Origin of the sequence: Streptomyces sp. NPDC127106 (genome assembly GCF_042677605.1) — a bacterium.
Classification (GTDB): Bacteria; Actinomycetota; Actinomycetes; order Streptomycetales; family Streptomycetaceae; genus Streptomyces.
On sequence record NZ_JBHXTC010000004.1, the window covers coordinates 155,887 to 170,948 of the forward strand.

General features: G+C 72.2%; 15 protein-coding genes and 2 pseudogenes. 8 read left to right on the plus strand and 9 right to left on the minus strand.

Going from position 1 to position 15,062, the window contains the following annotated elements:
• Nucleotides 1-70: 70 nt before the first annotated feature.
• From ACFVGY_RS06535 to ACFVGY_RS06565, 7 genes and pseudogenes are all read left to right on the plus strand, one after another.
• The gene (locus ACFVGY_RS06535; RefSeq protein ID WP_385671969.1) at nucleotides 71-835 is read left to right on the plus strand and encodes a gamma-glutamyl-gamma-aminobutyrate hydrolase family protein; all 765 of its coding nucleotides are present in this window, start codon (nucleotides 71-73) and stop codon (nucleotides 833-835) included.
• Nucleotides 832-1,536 carry a GNAT family N-acetyltransferase gene (locus ACFVGY_RS06540; protein WP_385671972.1) on the plus strand — a complete coding sequence of 235 codons (705 nt, stop codon included), beginning with the start codon at nucleotides 832-834 and terminating at the stop codon, nucleotides 1,534-1,536. Before ACFVGY_RS06535 ends, ACFVGY_RS06540 begins: the two co-directional genes overlap by 4 nt.
• A 51-nt stretch (nucleotides 1,537-1,587) precedes the next feature.
• Nucleotides 1,588-2,235: an FAD-dependent oxidoreductase gene (locus ACFVGY_RS06545; protein ID WP_385671975.1), complete on the plus strand. Its 648-nt coding sequence runs from the start codon at nucleotides 1,588-1,590 to the stop codon at nucleotides 2,233-2,235.
• Between the two features lie 74 nt (nucleotides 2,236-2,309).
• Nucleotides 2,310-3,218 carry a DMT family transporter gene (locus ACFVGY_RS06550; RefSeq protein ID WP_385671978.1) on the plus strand — a complete coding sequence of 303 codons (909 nt, stop codon included), beginning with the start codon at nucleotides 2,310-2,312 and terminating at the stop codon, nucleotides 3,216-3,218.
• Nucleotides 3,219-3,434: 216 nt separating this feature from the next.
• Nucleotides 3,435-3,956 carry a hypothetical protein gene (locus ACFVGY_RS06555; protein ID WP_385671980.1) on the plus strand — a complete coding sequence of 174 codons (522 nt, stop codon included), beginning with the start codon at nucleotides 3,435-3,437 and terminating at the stop codon, nucleotides 3,954-3,956.
• Nucleotides 3,957-4,203: 247 nt separating this feature from the next.
• A pseudogene (locus ACFVGY_RS06560) lies at nucleotides 4,204-4,759 on the plus strand (transposase); the annotation flags it as partial.
• Nucleotides 4,760-5,023: 264 nt separating this feature from the next.
• On the plus strand, nucleotides 5,024-5,767 hold the full coding sequence (locus ACFVGY_RS06565) for a class I SAM-dependent methyltransferase (RefSeq protein ID WP_385671983.1): 744 nt from the start codon (nucleotides 5,024-5,026) through the stop codon (nucleotides 5,765-5,767).
• A 73-nt stretch (nucleotides 5,768-5,840) separates the two neighbouring features.
• Here the strand turns inward: ACFVGY_RS06565 and ACFVGY_RS06570 are convergent, their stop codons facing one another.
• From ACFVGY_RS06570 to ACFVGY_RS06585, 4 genes are all read right to left on the minus strand, one after another.
• Nucleotides 5,841-6,365 (minus strand): MepB family protein, encoded by a 525-nt coding sequence (locus ACFVGY_RS06570; RefSeq protein WP_385671985.1) that lies wholly within the window; start codon nucleotides 6,363-6,365, stop codon nucleotides 5,841-5,843.
• A gap of 12 nt (nucleotides 6,366-6,377) precedes the next feature.
• On the minus strand, nucleotides 6,378-6,776 hold the full coding sequence (locus ACFVGY_RS06575; protein WP_385672255.1) for a hypothetical protein: 399 nt from the start codon (nucleotides 6,774-6,776) through the stop codon (nucleotides 6,378-6,380).
• Nucleotides 6,777-6,781: 5 nt separating this feature from the next.
• Nucleotides 6,782-7,369 (minus strand): RNA polymerase sigma factor, encoded by a 588-nt coding sequence (locus ACFVGY_RS06580; protein ID WP_385671988.1) that lies wholly within the window; start codon nucleotides 7,367-7,369, stop codon nucleotides 6,782-6,784.
• 362 nt (nucleotides 7,370-7,731) lie between these two features.
• Nucleotides 7,732-8,259, minus strand: a complete 528-nt coding sequence (locus tag ACFVGY_RS06585) for a hypothetical protein (protein ID WP_385671991.1) — start codon at nucleotides 8,257-8,259, stop codon at nucleotides 7,732-7,734.
• A 247-nt stretch (nucleotides 8,260-8,506) separates the two neighbouring features.
• Between ACFVGY_RS06585 and ACFVGY_RS06590 the strand changes: the two genes are divergently transcribed.
• Nucleotides 8,507-9,910: a PP2C family protein-serine/threonine phosphatase gene (locus tag ACFVGY_RS06590; protein ID WP_385671994.1), complete on the plus strand. Its 1,404-nt coding sequence runs from the start codon at nucleotides 8,507-8,509 to the stop codon at nucleotides 9,908-9,910.
• A 19-nt stretch (nucleotides 9,911-9,929) separates the two neighbouring features.
• Here the strand turns inward: ACFVGY_RS06590 and ACFVGY_RS06595 are convergent, their stop codons facing one another.
• From ACFVGY_RS06595 to ACFVGY_RS06615, 5 genes and pseudogenes are all read right to left on the minus strand, one after another.
• A complete protein-coding gene (locus ACFVGY_RS06595) occupies nucleotides 9,930-11,159 on the minus strand; it encodes an NAD(P)/FAD-dependent oxidoreductase (RefSeq protein WP_385671997.1) in 1,230 nt (409 codons plus the stop codon).
• Between the two features lie 144 nt (nucleotides 11,160-11,303).
• Nucleotides 11,304-12,248, minus strand: a complete 945-nt coding sequence (locus tag ACFVGY_RS06600) for an RNA polymerase sigma-70 factor (RefSeq protein ID WP_385672000.1) — start codon at nucleotides 12,246-12,248, stop codon at nucleotides 11,304-11,306.
• A 95-nt stretch (nucleotides 12,249-12,343) separates the two neighbouring features.
• A complete protein-coding gene (locus ACFVGY_RS06605; protein ID WP_385672003.1) occupies nucleotides 12,344-12,955 on the minus strand; it encodes an NmrA family NAD(P)-binding protein in 612 nt (203 codons plus the stop codon).
• A gap of 81 nt (nucleotides 12,956-13,036) precedes the next feature.
• Nucleotides 13,037-13,900: an STM4011 family radical SAM protein gene (locus ACFVGY_RS06610; protein WP_385672006.1), complete on the minus strand. Its 864-nt coding sequence runs from the start codon at nucleotides 13,898-13,900 to the stop codon at nucleotides 13,037-13,039.
• Between the two features lie 11 nt (nucleotides 13,901-13,911).
• Nucleotides 13,912-14,955 (minus strand): annotated as a pseudogene (locus ACFVGY_RS06615) (STM4012 family radical SAM protein); the annotation flags it as partial.
• Nucleotides 14,956-15,062 lie beyond the last annotated feature (107 nt).

The following is a 15,062-nucleotide window of genomic DNA, read 5'->3' on the forward strand; positions in this document are numbered from 1 at the left end:
ACTAGCGTTCCGTCCGGTTCGTCGCGCGAAGCGCCTCTGATGCCGTTTCGGCGGGGGCCATCACGGGGGGTTGGGTCATGGTGACGTCCTCGTCCGGGCGGCCCCGAATAGGGGTGACCTCACGATTACTGCGATCGACAGTCACAGCATTCACCGCGGCTACATCAACCAGGTCGTCCGCGCCGGCGCATTGCCGATCGTCCTACCGACGCTCGGCGCGGAATACTGTGAGGAATTGATCGAGGCCGTCGACGGCCTGCTCCTCACCGGCGGCGAGGACATCGACCCGGCCCACTGCACCGGATCGGCCCGGCAGCCGGACTACACATACCACCCCTGCCGCGACGTCTTCGAGTTACGCCTCGCACGGCTCGCACTCGACCGCGGCCTGCCCGTGCTCGGCATCTGCCGGGGCTCGCAGATCCTCTGGGCCGCCACCGGAAACCCCGTCATTCCACACATACCGGACGTCAATGACGGGCAGGTGCTCCACCGGGTCTCCCTCACCGAAACCTCCCGGCACGTCGTCTCGCTGACCCCCGGCAGCAAAGTCGCGGCAGCGTACGGCGAAGCGAAGATCGAGGTGACCTCCTACCACCATCAGGGACTGGGCGAGCAGGCCCCGGGCGACCTGCGGTGGCTGGTGACCGCCCGCGCCGAGGACTCGCTCGCGGAAGCCTTCGAGCGCGACGACACCGACGACGCCGACACCGACACCGACGACGCCCCCTGGGCGGTGGGCGTCCTGTGGCATCCCGAGCTGCCGGCCGACGACGACCGGACCGACCCGCTGGTCTCCGCCTTCGTGTCGGCAGCGGGTGGTGGTGCGTCGTGACCTTCGACGTCCAACGCCTCGGCCCCGCCGACCTCGGCCTGATCCTGGACCTTCAGGGCCGGGTCCGCTCCGCCCTGCCCGACCCGTCCGTCTTCCAGACCAGCACCCCGGAGTTCATCGCGTACTGCCTCGCCGACGGCGGTCGCTGCTACCGGGTCGTGCACGACGGCGAGCCCGTCGCCTACCGCATGGTCTACTTTCCGCGCGACCGCGCGTTCAACCTGGCCAAGGACACCACCCTGCCGGCGGCGCAGTACGACGCCGTCGCGCACTGGGACACCGTCGCCGTCCTGCCCGCATGGCGGGGCCACGGACTGGCCCGGCTGATGAACGTGCGCGCCCTGGGCGATCTCGCGGACACCGGCATCCGGCACGTGTTCGCCACCAGTTCGCCCGCCAATCCGCACGGCGTGCGCACCCTGATGGAGGCGGGTTTCCACCCCGTCGGCCTCGTCGAGAAGTTCGGCGGCAAGCTGCGCTTCCTGCTCTACCGGCCCTCTCCACAACCCTGGGCGGCGCCGCCGGCCCCGGCCCGCACCACCGGGCCCGCCGAGCGCGTCGTTGCGTTCTCGGACACCGGCGAGCTGGCCCGGGCCTTCCGGGACGGCTGGTCCGGCGCCGACCTCCGGTTCGACGGCCGCGCGGAGGCCCGGCTGCGGATGCTGCGGCGTCCCCTGCCGTTCCGCGTCGCGCCACGCTGAACGCCGCGCTCCCCCTCATCGCATCCCGGCTCGAACAGGACTCCCCGCGAGATGAAGATTCTGCTCACCCTGCCCGGTCCCGGCCTCGCCATCACCGACTTCCTGCGCTCCGGCAACGTCGTCCACGACCCCTCGGCGGACTCCGCCACCGACGACACGCTGCTCGACGCCCTGATCCTGCACGGCGCCCGCGCGCTCATCACCACCCGCCGCCCCGACGACGCCGTGCTGCGCGCCTGGGCCGAGCACACCGCCGGGCCCGTCCACGTCGCGTACGCGGTACCCGTCTCCGCCGAGTTATCGCCCGCGCAGCCCCCGGTGCGTTCCGTTCAACCTGGCCAACCCGTCCAATCCGTCCAACCCGTGCAACCCGTTCATCTCATTCATCCCGTTCACGAGTTCTCGCTCGACGGCACCGGCCTGGACGCCATCGCCGCCGCGCTCGCCCACTGCGAACGCACCGCCGCCCTCGCCCGCCCGGTACCCTCCGGCGTCGCGCCCGAGGCCGGAGGCCCCCGGGACGCCTTCCTGATCGGCGCCGGCGTCGTCAACCTCGTCACCGCCCTCCACCTGGCGGACCACGGCTACCGCGTGACCGTGGTCGACCGCTCGCCCGCTCCCGGCACGGCCGGCTGGCAGGCGTACGGCTGCACCCATGCCGGCGACGACGCCCGGATGTCGGCCTGCCGGCGGCGCTGACGGCGACGGCCCTATGGGGGTTCACGTTCCTCGGGCCGGCCGCCGTCGCCCCCGTCAACGTCTACTACCTGGTCGTGGGGCGGTACGCCGTCTTCGGGCTCATGTCCCTGGCCGTGCTCCTCGTACACCGCGGCGGTCTGCGCGCCCTCGGCACCCGCCGGCTCCTGACGGCCGTACACCTGGGCGTGGTGGGTTACATCGGCTTCTACCTGCTGCTGGCGATGTCCGCCGAGCTCGGCGGCGGCGTCGTCGCGTCGACGATGACCGGGCTGATCCCGCTCATGGTCACGCTGGTCTCGAACCTGCTGGAGAAGGTGCTCGCCTGGCGCAGGCTGGTTCTGCCCGTCGTGGTGATCTCCATCGGTCTGCTGCTCGTCAACAGCGGGGAGCCGGCCGGCGGTTCCGCGAGCAGCCGGGACCTCGCGCTCGGCGCCGTGCTGGGGTTCCTCGCCTCCGCCGCGTGGTCCTACTTCGTCATCGTCAACCGCAGGGCCCTCCAGCACGCCCGGCCGGGCGTCGACGGCACCACCTGGACCGCTTGCATCGGTCTGGGCGCCTGCTTCGGGTCGCTGTTCCTGCTGCCGCTCGCGCTGGCCGGCGGCGGCCCGTCGCCGGTCTCGGACGCCGGGACGCTGTGGCCGTTCCTGGCGTGGTGCGTGACGCTGGCCGTCCTCGGCTCGTGGTGTGCGACCTGGTTCTGGAACATCGCCTCCAAGCGGCTGCCGGCCACGGTGATGGGGCCGGTCATCGGCATGGAGGCGGTCTTCGGCGCCGCCTTCAACCTCCTGTGGGAAGGCCGGACCCCGACCGCTCACGAGCTGTGGGGCGGCCTGCTCGTGGTCGCGGGCGTCCTGCTGGCCTCGTACCTCTTCAATCGCGCCGGCCTCACCCGCAACACCTCACACGACGACACTGACGACACCGACGCAGCCGCAGGACCGGCCCCTCGCCCGCTGCCGGCCGGACCGCCGTCGACGGCCTGAGCTCGGACATGCGGGCTCCCCTGGACGGGGCCGGTCGGCTGGACGACGGCGGCACCCCTTAGCTTGTGGTTTAACGTCCCGGTCCGAAATCGGCCTCGAACTTGCTCGCGAGTACAGGGGCTCCACCACGGCACCCACTAGGCACATTGTGTGATGAACCGTCGAAGTTGTCATGCCGGATGTGGGGAGATGAGCATGGTGTGCTGTACTGGGCCGGTGGACGCAGCCCTGGCCACTCTGTTGGTCGGTATCGCAGGTGTCGGCGGAACCGTGGCATCGGGTTACCTGGCCCAACGCGCAGCGCACCAGACACTGAGCCGGGAGAACGAGCGCCAGCGCTTTGACAACCTTCGTAACTGCTACATCGGTGTCAATAGCCGTGCGCGCAACTGCCGTTACGCGCTGGCCGACTATGTCCAGGGCATGGCGACCGGCACCTTGACGGACGAGATTCGCCAGACTGCTGCCACCGCTATGAGCGACCACAGGGTCCAGTTTGACGAAGCACAGATGCTCGTCTCGGACACCGTGCTTGTCGAGATCCGCAGTGTGAACCACCTGCTCAATGTCCTCTACGGGGTGTTGCGACGTATCGATTGCGGTGCCCCCCTGCCAAACGACACCGTCGAGCGGGCAAAGCGTCTGGTGAAGGAGCTGTGGACACCGCTGAAGTCCATAGGGGAGGCCATGCGCCTAGACCTCGGCGTAGGCGGGAGGCACGAAGCGATCAGTCATTGATCAGCTTGTAGGTTATGATCTCGAACGGCGGCTCGTACTTGGTCCTTCACCTGGGGATCACCAGACGTGAGGGCGGCCTCCGCCTGATTCTGTGCATCCGACCAAGGAGTGCACGTCAATCACCCGGCGGCCGTGCGGATGAGTCTGCTGGGTGGGGAGCCGGAGTGTGAGGCGCTCGCGTCGCTGTCACGCTTCCGGGCGGAGCTGTACGCGTCGATGACCGGACGGGCAGACACCTTGTTCGACGATCCCCGGCTGGCCGTACTCGTTCGTCGCCGCGCTGGAGACCGGCCGCACCTCCTGGACCGCGATCCTGAACGCCGTGCGCCTCGGCCCGGGCGCCGATGTCGCTGGCGTGACCATCGCCCAGGTCCGCGAAGTCGTCGAGCGCCTAGTCTCCGCCGGCCAGTGGGCATCGGTTGACCATGACATCCTGATCGTGCTGGAGGCCGGATATGACGCTCCCCGCATCGCCCACTTCCTGAGCGAGCTGCCCGTCGAAGTTCTCGGACGGACACGCTCGGACCGGGTGATGCGCCGGCCGACCCCACCCCGTGTCTACGACCCCAGGGGCGCGCGCCCGCCCAAGCACGGCGGCGAGTTCGTCTTCGGCGACCCCGCCAACCTGGGGCACCGAGCAGGCGGTGACCGTCACCGACACCCGCCGCTACGGGAAGGCGACAGCGCGGGCATGGGACCGGCTTCATCCGCGGCTGACCCGCAGGGCCGCTTGGATCGGCCACGAAGGGGACCTGCCCATCATCTCCAGGCGACGGCGTCTCGACGGAACGGTTCGGCACCTGCCCGGTCGCCCGAACGGAGCACAGCGGCCGCACCGCCCTCCTCGGCCATCCGCCGGTCACCCAGCGTTTGTGACGTGGTGTCGGGTGATACGAGGGTGCGCGGCCCACTTCTTCGTGTCATCTGCCAGTACGGCCTTCGGACACGGGCGGCGGAGACTTTCTGCCACGACACCACGACCACGGCTCGCCGAGCCAGCCTGTCATTCGGCAGGGCCGGGGCGTGGCCGCGTACAGGAAGAAGACGACGTACCGGAGGGGGCGCACGTGAGCGTGCAGCAGTACGACGAGATCGGTGAGGCGTTCGAGGGGTTCAAGTCCCTGCCGTTGATGCGTTACGGGGAGGTGCCGAGCTTCCTGGGCATGGTCGGGGACGTGAGCGGCAGGACGGTTCTCGACCTGGCGTGCGGCACCGGCTTCTACAGCAGGGAGTTGAAGCGACGCGGCGCCGCGGACGTCTTCGGTGTCGACATCTCCGTCGAGATGATCGCCGCCGCGCGGGAGATGGAGCAGCGTGACCCGCTGGGTGTGCGCTACGAAGTCGGTGACGTGGCCGAGCTGCCGCCTCTCGACCGGCGCTTCGACGTCGCGCTGGGAGTGCAGTGCCTCAACTACGCCGAGGACATCGCGACGATGGAGCGGATGTGCCGCAACATCCACCGGAGCCTGGTGCCGGGAGGGGAGTTCTTCGTACTCGCCCAGAAGCCCGACTACCGGTTCGACTGCGCGTCCCTGGACGAGTACGGGTTCCTCTGCGAGCCGACCGGCGAGGAGATCGAGACGGGCCCGCGGGTGCGGGTCACGGCTCTCCTCGACCCGCAGCCGATCAGCATCGTCAGCTCGGCCCCGCGCCGCGAGGTCTACGAGGACTGCCTGCGGGCGACCGGGTTCCGTGCGGTGGAGTGGGTTCCGCTACAGGTCTCAGAGGCCGGCATCCGTGAGTTCGGCGAGGACTTCTGGGCGGACCTCCGCGCGAACCCGCCGCTGGAGATGCTGCGCTGCCGCGCCTGACCGAAGGGGCGTCGAAGACGGGCCCACTTCCCGGACGCGGCCCGGCATGAGGATGCCGCGGACCGGGCGGCGGCTAGGGATGGTAGAGGGTGCGGGCGCGCGGGAGGTCGACGGGTTCGTCCTCGCCGAGGTGGAGGAAGTAGTCCACCTGCCATGTCTGGGTGCTGCTCGCCTGCCGGCTCGTCGTGGTCACCCACGGCGGGTAGACGCGGAACCCGCGCTTGCCGCCGGAGCCGCTGCGGGAGACGATGCCGCGCTCGCACAGCACCTCGCGCGGGAACACGAACTGTCCGCGTCCGTCGTCGTCGCGGCTGCCGATGACGAAGAGGTCCACCCCGTCGGCGGCGTCGAAGGGGCGGATCGGCCCCTCCTCGGACCGCTGCCACACGGTGACGAACTGGCCCGCCTTGGTCGGGGTGGTCTTGGCCACGCGGAACCGGACCGAGCGGCCGTCGAGCGTGAACCCGCAGGCCGCGTACTCGGCGCTCTCCGGTTCGGGCACCGGCAGCGAGCAGGCGAAGCCGCCCGGGTCGAAGACCAGGGCCTTCGCCGCCAGCAGGTCACCGTGAAGCCCCGTCCACGGCTGATTCGTCACCATGTCCTCAGTCTGTCATCGGGCAGGGGCCGGGGCGTTGCTGGCGGCTGTCGGCTGCCCCGCGGCCTGCGCCGCCGGGTGCGCCTTGGTGAGGGTGCAGACGCCGTCCGCACACTGGCGCTCCAGACGGCCTCGGGAGATGGTCTGCGCAAGGCCGACCATCCAGCAGGTGGGGCAACCGCGGAAGGCGATCAGGGCCAACGGGGCCGCCAGCAGGGTGGCCGGGCCGGCGACCGGCACCAGGGAGATCGAGCCGATGATCAGCCCGAAACCGATGGCGCCGCGCGCCAGGTGGCGCGGGACGGACGTGCTGGCGAAGTTCGGCGCGGGCGCCGCGGACCGTGCGGTGGGCCGGTCGCGGTCCTGTGCGCCCTGCGCGGGCTTCACGGTGTGCGCGGTGTTCGTGGTGTTCACGGTGTTCACGGTCGTGGGTCTCCTGCGACTGGTTGGTCGACGGCCGGGTCGGGAACTGCCAGCGAGTGGCGCAGTGCTGCGCGTGCTCTGTGCAGCCGCGATTTCATCGCGGCCGTGCTCAGACCGAGCGAACGGGCGACGGTCCTGCCGGGCAGTCCCTGTACGTCCCGCATGATCAGGACCTGCCGCTGGTCACGGGGAAGGGCGCTGACCGCAGCCGCGATCCGCTCCGCCTCCAGCCCGTGCAGCACCGCGTCCTCGGCGGACGGTTCCGCGGACGTCTCCGGTTCGGCCGGCGCCCCGTCGCCGCGCGGGACGAGCAGACGTACCTGCCGGAGGCATTCGTTGCGCACGATCCGGAACATCCAGGAGGCGAGTGCGCCGGTGGCCCGCAAGGTGCCGATCTTCCGGTAGAGGATGATCAGCGCTTCCTGCGCCGCGTCCTCCGCGTCCTGCGGCGAGGCGCACAGCGACAGGGCGAACTTGCGCACATGAGGCTGCGATTCCATGACGACGGTGGTGAGCGACGTGACGTCGCCGTCCTGAGCGGCCTTGATCAGCTGCTCCCCCGGCCAGGCGAGGCGGTGGTTCATGTGCTGCTCAGCCCCGGCTCTTGTAACGCCGCATCAGGTGCCAGCTGCATGCGCCCACGAGCAGGGCTCCGATCACTACGAGGCCAGTGACCATCAGGTGTTCCTCCCGGTTCTGCCGGCGCGGTCGGCCGGTACACGGATAAGAGGCGGGGAGGTGCGGAGAGGATTCGCCTCCGGCCGAAATATCTTCAGCGAACCGCCCACGGCCCGCTTGCCCGCCCGTCGTGGAGTGCCGCGAGCCGGACTTAGCCCCCGGGTGGCAGCCCCGGGATTGCGGGCATGCGAAGGGCCGCCATCCCCGCGGAGGGGGTGGCGGCCTGTGCGCTTTGAACGTGTGATGCGGGGGTGGTCCTGGTGGTGGTTCAGATCAGGGCGGCGGCGGTCAGGGCGAGGGCGGAGCCGGCGAAGACGACGGTGTGGCGGACGTTCTGCAGGACGCGGGTCCAGGCCGGGAAGGCGCCCTCTGCGGCCTGGAGGAAGGCGCGGACGTCGACCCGCAGCAGCTCGGCGTCACCCTTGCGGCGGAAGGCCGCCCGGACGGACTTCACCGCACCCAGCTGGCTCTGCAGGATCGCGATGTTGGCCAGGAACGCGATCGAGGAGAAGATCCAGGTGAGGGTGGTTCCCCAAGGGCTGCCGGCCAGGTTGAGCGCGGCGGCCGCGATGTTGACGGCGGCGAACGAGCCAGGCGCCCACCACTCGTGCCCACTGGCGTCGAAGCGGAGCTTGTTCTCCTCCAGCACCTCCGGGCGGATGCCCTGGCGCTGCAGCTCGGTGACGGCCGCGGCCTTGGCGACCGCGCCGAAGCGGTGACGCAGGAGCGGGATGCTCAGGAAGGCGGCGGCGACGAGGAGCTGGGCGACGGCGGCGGCGATGGTGAGCGCGTTCATGGGGACCTCCCGGTTCAAGGACTTACACTTAGTTCAAGTCCGGCACGAGTAGAACCGTACCCCCACACTTGAACTAAGTTCAAGTCCTCGTGCCCGCTCCTCCCCGCGGCGTCCTGGGGGCGGCCCCGCCGCAGGAGCCGGCGCAGACCCTGCGACGGAACCGGCACACAGGTGTCAATGCCCGTCGCCGGGGATCTGAGCTGCTGGGATGGCGGAGCGAGCGGGGCTTCGGTGACGGAGGTGGCGGTTGAGCGCAGGCGGTGGGTTGCCCGGCGACGGATCCGCGCAGCGGCCCGCACCGGCCCGGCAGGACCGGCAGGACCGGCAGGACCGGCAGGACCGGCAGGACCGGCAGGACCAGCAAGACCGGCAGGACCGACACGACTGGCGGACCTGGGCCGGGCAGGCGGTGGAGTCCATCGGGACCGGCCTCGACGAGCAGACGACCTGCGTGGAACTGGCCGTCTTCCTGTGCCGGCAGCTGTGCGAGGCGGCGGCGGTGGACCTGCTGCCCGAGCCCGTGACGGCCTCGCACGCGAGGGCCGGTTCGCGGTCCGCGGCGGGGCTGCACCGGGTCGCGGCGGCCGGGCGGACCGAACTGCTGGCGGCGGCGGTCCCGCAGGACGGGCGCGGCCTGTCGGTCCGGGCGGTGGACGACGGCCACCCGATCACCGTGTCGACGGCGGCCGGGCAGCCGGGCCCGGGGACGGTGCACGCGCTGTCGGTGCCCCTGGTGGCGCGGGGGCGGCTGTACGGGGCCGTGGTGGCCGTGCGCACCGACACGCCCCCGGGCGGGGGCGGGGAGGACCGGCCGGGGAGCGGACCCTTCACCGACGAGGAGACGGCCGTGGTGCACTTCGCGGGCCGGCTGGCGGCCGTGCACCTCAGGCACGCCCAGGAGCACAGCACCACGCACAGCACCGCGCTCAACCTCCAACAGGCGCTGCTGGCCGAACCCGGGCGGCCGCACCCCAACCTCGACCTGGCCACGCGCTACCTGCCCTCCGGGACCGGCGTGCTCGTGGGCGGGGACTGGTTCGAGACCGTCCGCCTGCACTACGGCCGCACCCTGCTGGTCATCGGCGACGTCATGGGCCACGGACTCGACGCGGCGGTCGACATGAACGCCTACCGGTCCATGCTCCGCTACGTCGCCTCCACCGACCTCCCTCCGCACCGGGTGCTGCGGCAGCTCGACGCCGCGGTCTCGGACGAGGGCACCCGCCGCCCCGCCACCTGCCTGCTCGTACGCATCGACCCGGCCCGCGGCAGCGCGGCGTTCTCCAGTGCGGGACACCTGCCCCCGGCCCTCTTCGGCGCCGACGGCACCGGCACGCTCATCGACGTACCGGTCGGCCCGCCGCTCGGCACCGGCCTGGGCGGCTACGAACTCACCACCCGCACCGTGACGCGCGAGGAGACGCTGCTGCTGTTCACGGACGGCCTGGTCGAACGGCGCGGCGAGGACATCGACGTCTCGCTGGCCCGGCTGGCCGGGCTGCGGCTGCCTTCGGGCACCGGGGTGCAGCAGACGCTCGACCGGGTGCTCCTCGCCCTCGACGCCGGCCACGCCGAGGACGACGTCGCCGTGCTCGCGGCACGGATCCGGCCCCGGGCCGGCCAGGAAGCGACCACCGTGGGACCGGACTGACCGAGCCGCCGGGCGGCGGTCAAGCCGACGCGCTGGCGGGCGAAGCCGTCCGGGCCCCGGCCGCGTCCCGCACGACGCGACGGCGGCGCACCGGCACGCCGACGGTCGGGTTGGCGACGGCCCAAGCGGCGGCCTTGCAGATCAGCTCCTTGTACAGGGCGGCGAGCCGGCCGGTCAGGGCCGCGTTGACGGCGCGGTCGTCGGCGGTGACGTACTGGATCAGGCCCTCCTTGCGGCCCAGCGAGATGCACTGGTTGAAGTAGCGGATCGGCATGTTCGGGACCTTCCCGCCGGTCAGGCGGGCCGCGATGGCGTCGGCCGCCTGCCACGCGGTCGGGGTGCCCGAGGCGCAGGACATGCGCAGCGGCTTGTCGCCGGGGCCCATGGCCAGGGCCGCGTCGCCGACGGCGTACACGTCCGGGTGCGAGACCGAGCGCATGGTGCCGTCGACCACGATCCGGCCGGTGCCGGTGACCTCCAGGGCAGTGGCGCTCGCGATCGGGTGGACCGCGAAGCCGGTGGTCCACACGGTGGCCGCGGCCGGGACGGCCGTGCCGTCGGCGGTGGTGACGCGGTCGGCCTCGACGGCGGTGACGGCGGCGTGTTCGTGCACGGTGATGCCGAGCCTGCGGAAGACCTCGTGCAGGTGTGCGCGGCCCTTGGGCGAGAGCCAGTCGCCGAGGCCGCCGCGGGCGGCGAGGGCGACGTCGAGGTCCGGGCGGGCCTCGGCGATCTCGGTCGCGGCCTCCAGGCCGGTGAGGCCGCCGCCGACGACGACCACGGGCTGCCCGGCGCCGAGGCCGGCCAGTCGCTCGCGCAGCCGCAGCGCTCCGGGCCGGCTCGCGACCTCGTGGGCGTGCTCGGCGGCGCCCGGGACGCCGTGGTCGTGCCAGCCGCTGCCGAGGGCGTACACGAGCGTGTCGTACGCCAGTTCCGCGGCCCCGCCGCCCGCGTCGGTGAGGGAGACGGTCTTGCGGTCGACGTCGACGCCGGTGACCCTTCCCAGCCGCAGCCCGACCCCGGTGCCGGCGAACATCGCGTCGAAGGGTCGGGACCTCAGGTCCTGGCCGGCCGCGAGCTGGTGCATCCGGACGCGCTCGACGAAGTCGGGCTCGGCGTTGACGAGGGTGATGGAGACGTCGTCCCGGTGGAGCCGCTTCGCGAGCCGGCCGGCCGCGGCGGCCCCCGTGTATCCCGCACCGAGGACGATGATGCGGTGCTGCGTGCCCTGCTGCGTGCCCTGCTGCATTTTCCTGCTCCTGTCTGGCGGGTCCGCCGCCGTCTGGCGCGGCTTCGTCCCTTGAACCGGGCAGCCCGCCGTTTCCTGACGGATCGGCAGTGTGAAGCACGTCACACGGGGCGGAGTCGGAGCGGAGTGCGGCAGTGGAGCGGGTCAGAAGGCGTGGAACAAGGGCTCTCCGTGCTCGGCGGCGGCCCACACCTCGGTCGCGCGCGTGAGCTTGTCGGGGTTGACCTGGCTGCGGAACGCGGTGATGCCGTCGGCCGTGATTTCCAGGCATGTGACGCCGACGACCCGACCGTCGACGACCGCCACGATGGCGGGGCGGCCGTTCGCGGTGGCCAGGTGGATCCCGGCCGAGCCGCCGACCAGGGCGCGCTTGGCCGCACTCGGCTTGAACAGGCCCCGCATGAACGTCGCGACCGCGCGGGCGCCCTCGAACGCCTTCGCACGGGCGGGGACCTTCCCGCCGCCGTCACCGATCGCGATGGCGTCGGAAGTGAGCAGCCGTACGAGCGGCTCGGTCTTCCCGCTGGTGGCGGCCTCGAGGAACTCCTCGACGATCCGGCGGGCGGCGGCCCGGTCGATCTCGGTGCGCGTCCTGCCCTCGGCGATGTGCTTCTTGGCCCGGTGCAGGATCTGCTGGCTGGCGGCCTCGGTGAGGTCGAGGATCTCGGCGATCTCCCGGTGCGGGTAGTCGAACGCCTCCCGCAGCACGTACACCGCCCGCTCGTTGGGGGACAGCCGCTCCATGAGCGTGAGCACCGCGTACGAGACGGATTCCCGCTGCTCGGCGGTGTCGGCCGGGCCGAGCATCGGGTCCCCGTCGAGCAGCGGCTCGGGAAGCCACTGGCCGACGTAGGTCTCGCGTCGGGCGCGGGCCGAAGTGAGCTGGTTCAGGCACACGTTGGTGAGCACCTTCGTCAGCCAGGCCTCGGGCACCTCGATCCGCCCGACGTCGGCGCCCTGCCACCGCAGGAACGTTTCCTGTACGGCGTCCTCGGCCTCACTCGCAGAGCCGAGCATGCGGTAGGCGATGGCCTCCAGCCGCCCCCGTGCCCGCTCGAACAGATCCACGTCCTCCACCGTCAGCGGCATGGCAGGATCCTAACCGCTGCCGCCGGGCCGGACACCGACGGGGACACGGACGCGCCGGCCGGGCAGGGCCCGGCGGAGCCTTCCGGTGTCCGGTCTCAGCGGGGCGAACGGAACCGCTCGGCATGGTCGTTCACCCACTGGGCGAAGGTGCGTGGCGTCCGGCCCGTCACCCGCTGCACGGTGTCGACGACGGTCGTGGAGTCCTCGGTGGGCCGGGCGTACCACCCGACCACGTACTCGGCGTCCGCCCGGGACACCCCCGTCGCCGTCAGTCGCTCGACCGCCTGCTCGTGCGTGATCGCAACGAAGTCGATCTTCCGTTCGACCGCCTCCGACAACAACGTGATCCGCTCACGGGGGGTCAGCGCCTCGTACCCGGTCAGGTGGTACGCGCGGCCCGCGTGCCCGTCGTCCAGCAGTGCGGCCGCCGCGACCCCCGCACCGACCGCCCGCCGCACCAACTCGGGCCCGACCTCGGCGAGTCCCGCCGTCACGGTGATGTGCAGGCGGCTGACGCCCCTGAGCGCGTCGTCCAACCGCTCCGGCTCCGTGTGCGTCCCGGCGACCATCTCCGCCCCGGCCGGAAGGAGCCGTGCGGCAGCCACCGGGTCCCGCGTCAGCGCCCGGACCCCCTGACCCCTGCGCAGCAGCTCGGCCACCACGTGCCGGCCCGTGTTTCCCGTGGCCCCCGTCACCAATGTCGTCACCGACGACGCTAGAAACCCAACCGCAGTTGAGGTCAAGCAGTCGACCGACGGGCGGAGGCTGTGGGCGTCGCCGGGCCGGCGTCAGCGGCGTCCACCGCCGTGTTCCCGGGCGGGGATGCGTTCCAGGACACCGCCTGCGAAGACGTCGTACAGCGGGAGCGTCTCCAAGTGCACGTAGCCGATGTGGCAGTCACAGACGGCCAGCGGGCAGGGGCGCGGGCCGAGCGCGGCGCGGTACGAGCCGTCGTAGAGGTTGCCGAGTTCGGCGCGGACGAAGTGGCAGCGGCGGACGGTGCCCTCGCCGTCGACCGACACCACCGACCGGCCCGTGCGGCAGGGCAGGCCGGCGGAGCGGTGCGGGTGGCGGCTGTACGGGAAGAGGGGGTCCACGGCGGTCCAGGTGTCGGCCTCGGCGTCCGTGTACGTGTGCCCCTCGGCGGCGTTGACCCACAGGTAGACGTGTGCCGGCAGGTCGGCGCGCAGCCGGCGGGCGTGCGGCAGGTTCTCCGGCAGGCCGACGATGCCGACGCTGTGGCGGACGCCCCGGTCGGCGAGATCGTGGACCTTCGCGAGGAAGCGGGCGTAGGGCGTCTGGCCGGGGTGGTACGTGCACCACAGGGCGAGGGTGTCGGGGTCGGCCTCGGCGAGCCAGTCGGTGCGGCAGCTGAGGTTGGTCTGGATCGCGACGCGCTCGACGTGCGGCCGGTGCGAGAGGTCGACCAGGGCGCGCCGGTACCAGGAGCGGACCAGCCCCTCGCCCCAGGGCGTGAACAGCAGCGACAGGCGGTCGTCGGTGGCCGCTCCCGCCCAGGCGGTGAAGCGTTCGAGGGCGGCCCGGTCGGCGCGCAGCTGCGCGGGGCTGTCGCGGCGCTTGGCGAAGGGGCAGTACGGACAGTCGTAGTCGCAGGAGGCGAGCGGTCCGCGGTAGAGGATCGTGAGGTCCATGGGCGGGCTGCCTACTTCGGTGCGTAGGCGGCCATGGCGGCGCGGACGGCGGGCGAGAAGAGGGCGGGGCCGAGCGCGTCGGAGTGCGCGAGTCCGTCCGGAGTGAGGCGCAGCAGCGCGGCGGGCTCGTCGGGGTGCCCGGTCTCCTCCAGCCAGCCGCGGGCGGCGAAGTCCGCGAGTTCGGTGGGGAAGTCGTCGTACGGGTGCGTGCCGAAGCGCTCGCGGTAGCCGGCGAGCGGCATGCCCCGTGCCTGGAGGAGGCACTGCAGGAGGTGGCGGCGGCGGGCCTCGTCGCCGTCGACGTACCGGCCGTGCCCGGCGCGTCCGAAGTCGGCGGTGGCGGTGTAGTCGTCGATGATGGCCCGGATCTCGCCCATGTCGACGGCGTAGTCGAAGGAGTAGTGCAGGGCGGAGGTGTAGGAGCGGGCGCCGCAGCCCAGGCCGATCATGCCGTCGGTCTGGCAGGCGTGGTCGTCGGGGCCCAGCGGGGCGGCGCCGGGGCGGCGGAACATGCGCATCGACACCTGCTCGTAGCCGTGCGCGAGGAGGTGGTCCCGGCCCTGCCGGTAGAGGTCCAGGCGCTGCGCGTCCCACTCGCCGTCGGTGTGGGCGGTGCGGCGGGCGAGGCCGGTCAGGGGGCGGACGTAGAGGGGGTAGAGGTACAGCTCCTCGGGCGCCCAGGCGAGGGCGGCGTCCAGGGAGTTGCGCCAGGTGGCGGGGGTCTGGCCGTCTATGCCGTAGATGAGGTCGATGTTGAGGACCGGGATGCGGGCCTCGCGGATCCGGCCGAGGGCGGCCTCGACGTCGGCGCGGCGCTGGGGGCGGACGGCGGCCCGGGCCTCCTCGTCGACGAAGCTCTGGACGCCGAGGCTGAGGCGGGTGGTGCCGCGCTCGGCGAGGACGGCGAGCCGGTCGGCGGTCGCGGTGGCGGGCGAGGCCTCGACGGAGAGCGGGACGGCCCGCAGGTCGGCCCCCATGCGCTGTTCGGCGATGTCGCACAGGCGGGTGAGCTCGTCCGCGGTGAGGAAGGTGGGCGTGGGGGCCCCGCACGCGGCCGGCGCGGCCCCGACCCGGGCCGGGGGGACCGCCCCCCGCCCGCCCGGCGGCGCGGGCCGCGCTCAGGCGCCCGCCGGGGGAACCAGGTGATCGAGCCCCTCGGCGC

Bases quoted from the DNA above. Each gene is read 5' to 3' on its own strand.
- ACFVGY_RS06545 (WP_385671975.1), top strand. From the start codon at position 1,588: ATGAAGATTCTGCTCACCCTGCCCGGTCCCGGCCTCGCCATCACCGAC.
- ACFVGY_RS06570 (WP_385671985.1), bottom strand. From the start codon at position 6,365: ATGGTGACGAATCAGCCGTGGACGGGGCTTCACGGTGACCTGCTGGCG.
- ACFVGY_RS06580 (WP_385671988.1), bottom strand. From the start codon at position 7,369: ATGAACCACCGCCTCGCCTGGCCGGGGGAGCAGCTGATCAAGGCCGCT.
- ACFVGY_RS06585 (WP_385671991.1), bottom strand. From the start codon at position 8,259: ATGAACGCGCTCACCATCGCCGCCGCCGTCGCCCAGCTCCTCGTCGCC.
- ACFVGY_RS06595 (WP_385671997.1), bottom strand. From the start codon at position 11,159: ATGCAGCAGGGCACGCAGCAGGGCACGCAGCACCGCATCATCGTCCTC.
- ACFVGY_RS06600 (WP_385672000.1), bottom strand. From the start codon at position 12,248: ATGCCGCTGACGGTGGAGGACGTGGATCTGTTCGAGCGGGCACGGGGG.
- ACFVGY_RS06610 (WP_385672006.1), bottom strand. From the start codon at position 13,900: ATGGACCTCACGATCCTCTACCGCGGACCGCTCGCCTCCTGCGACTAC.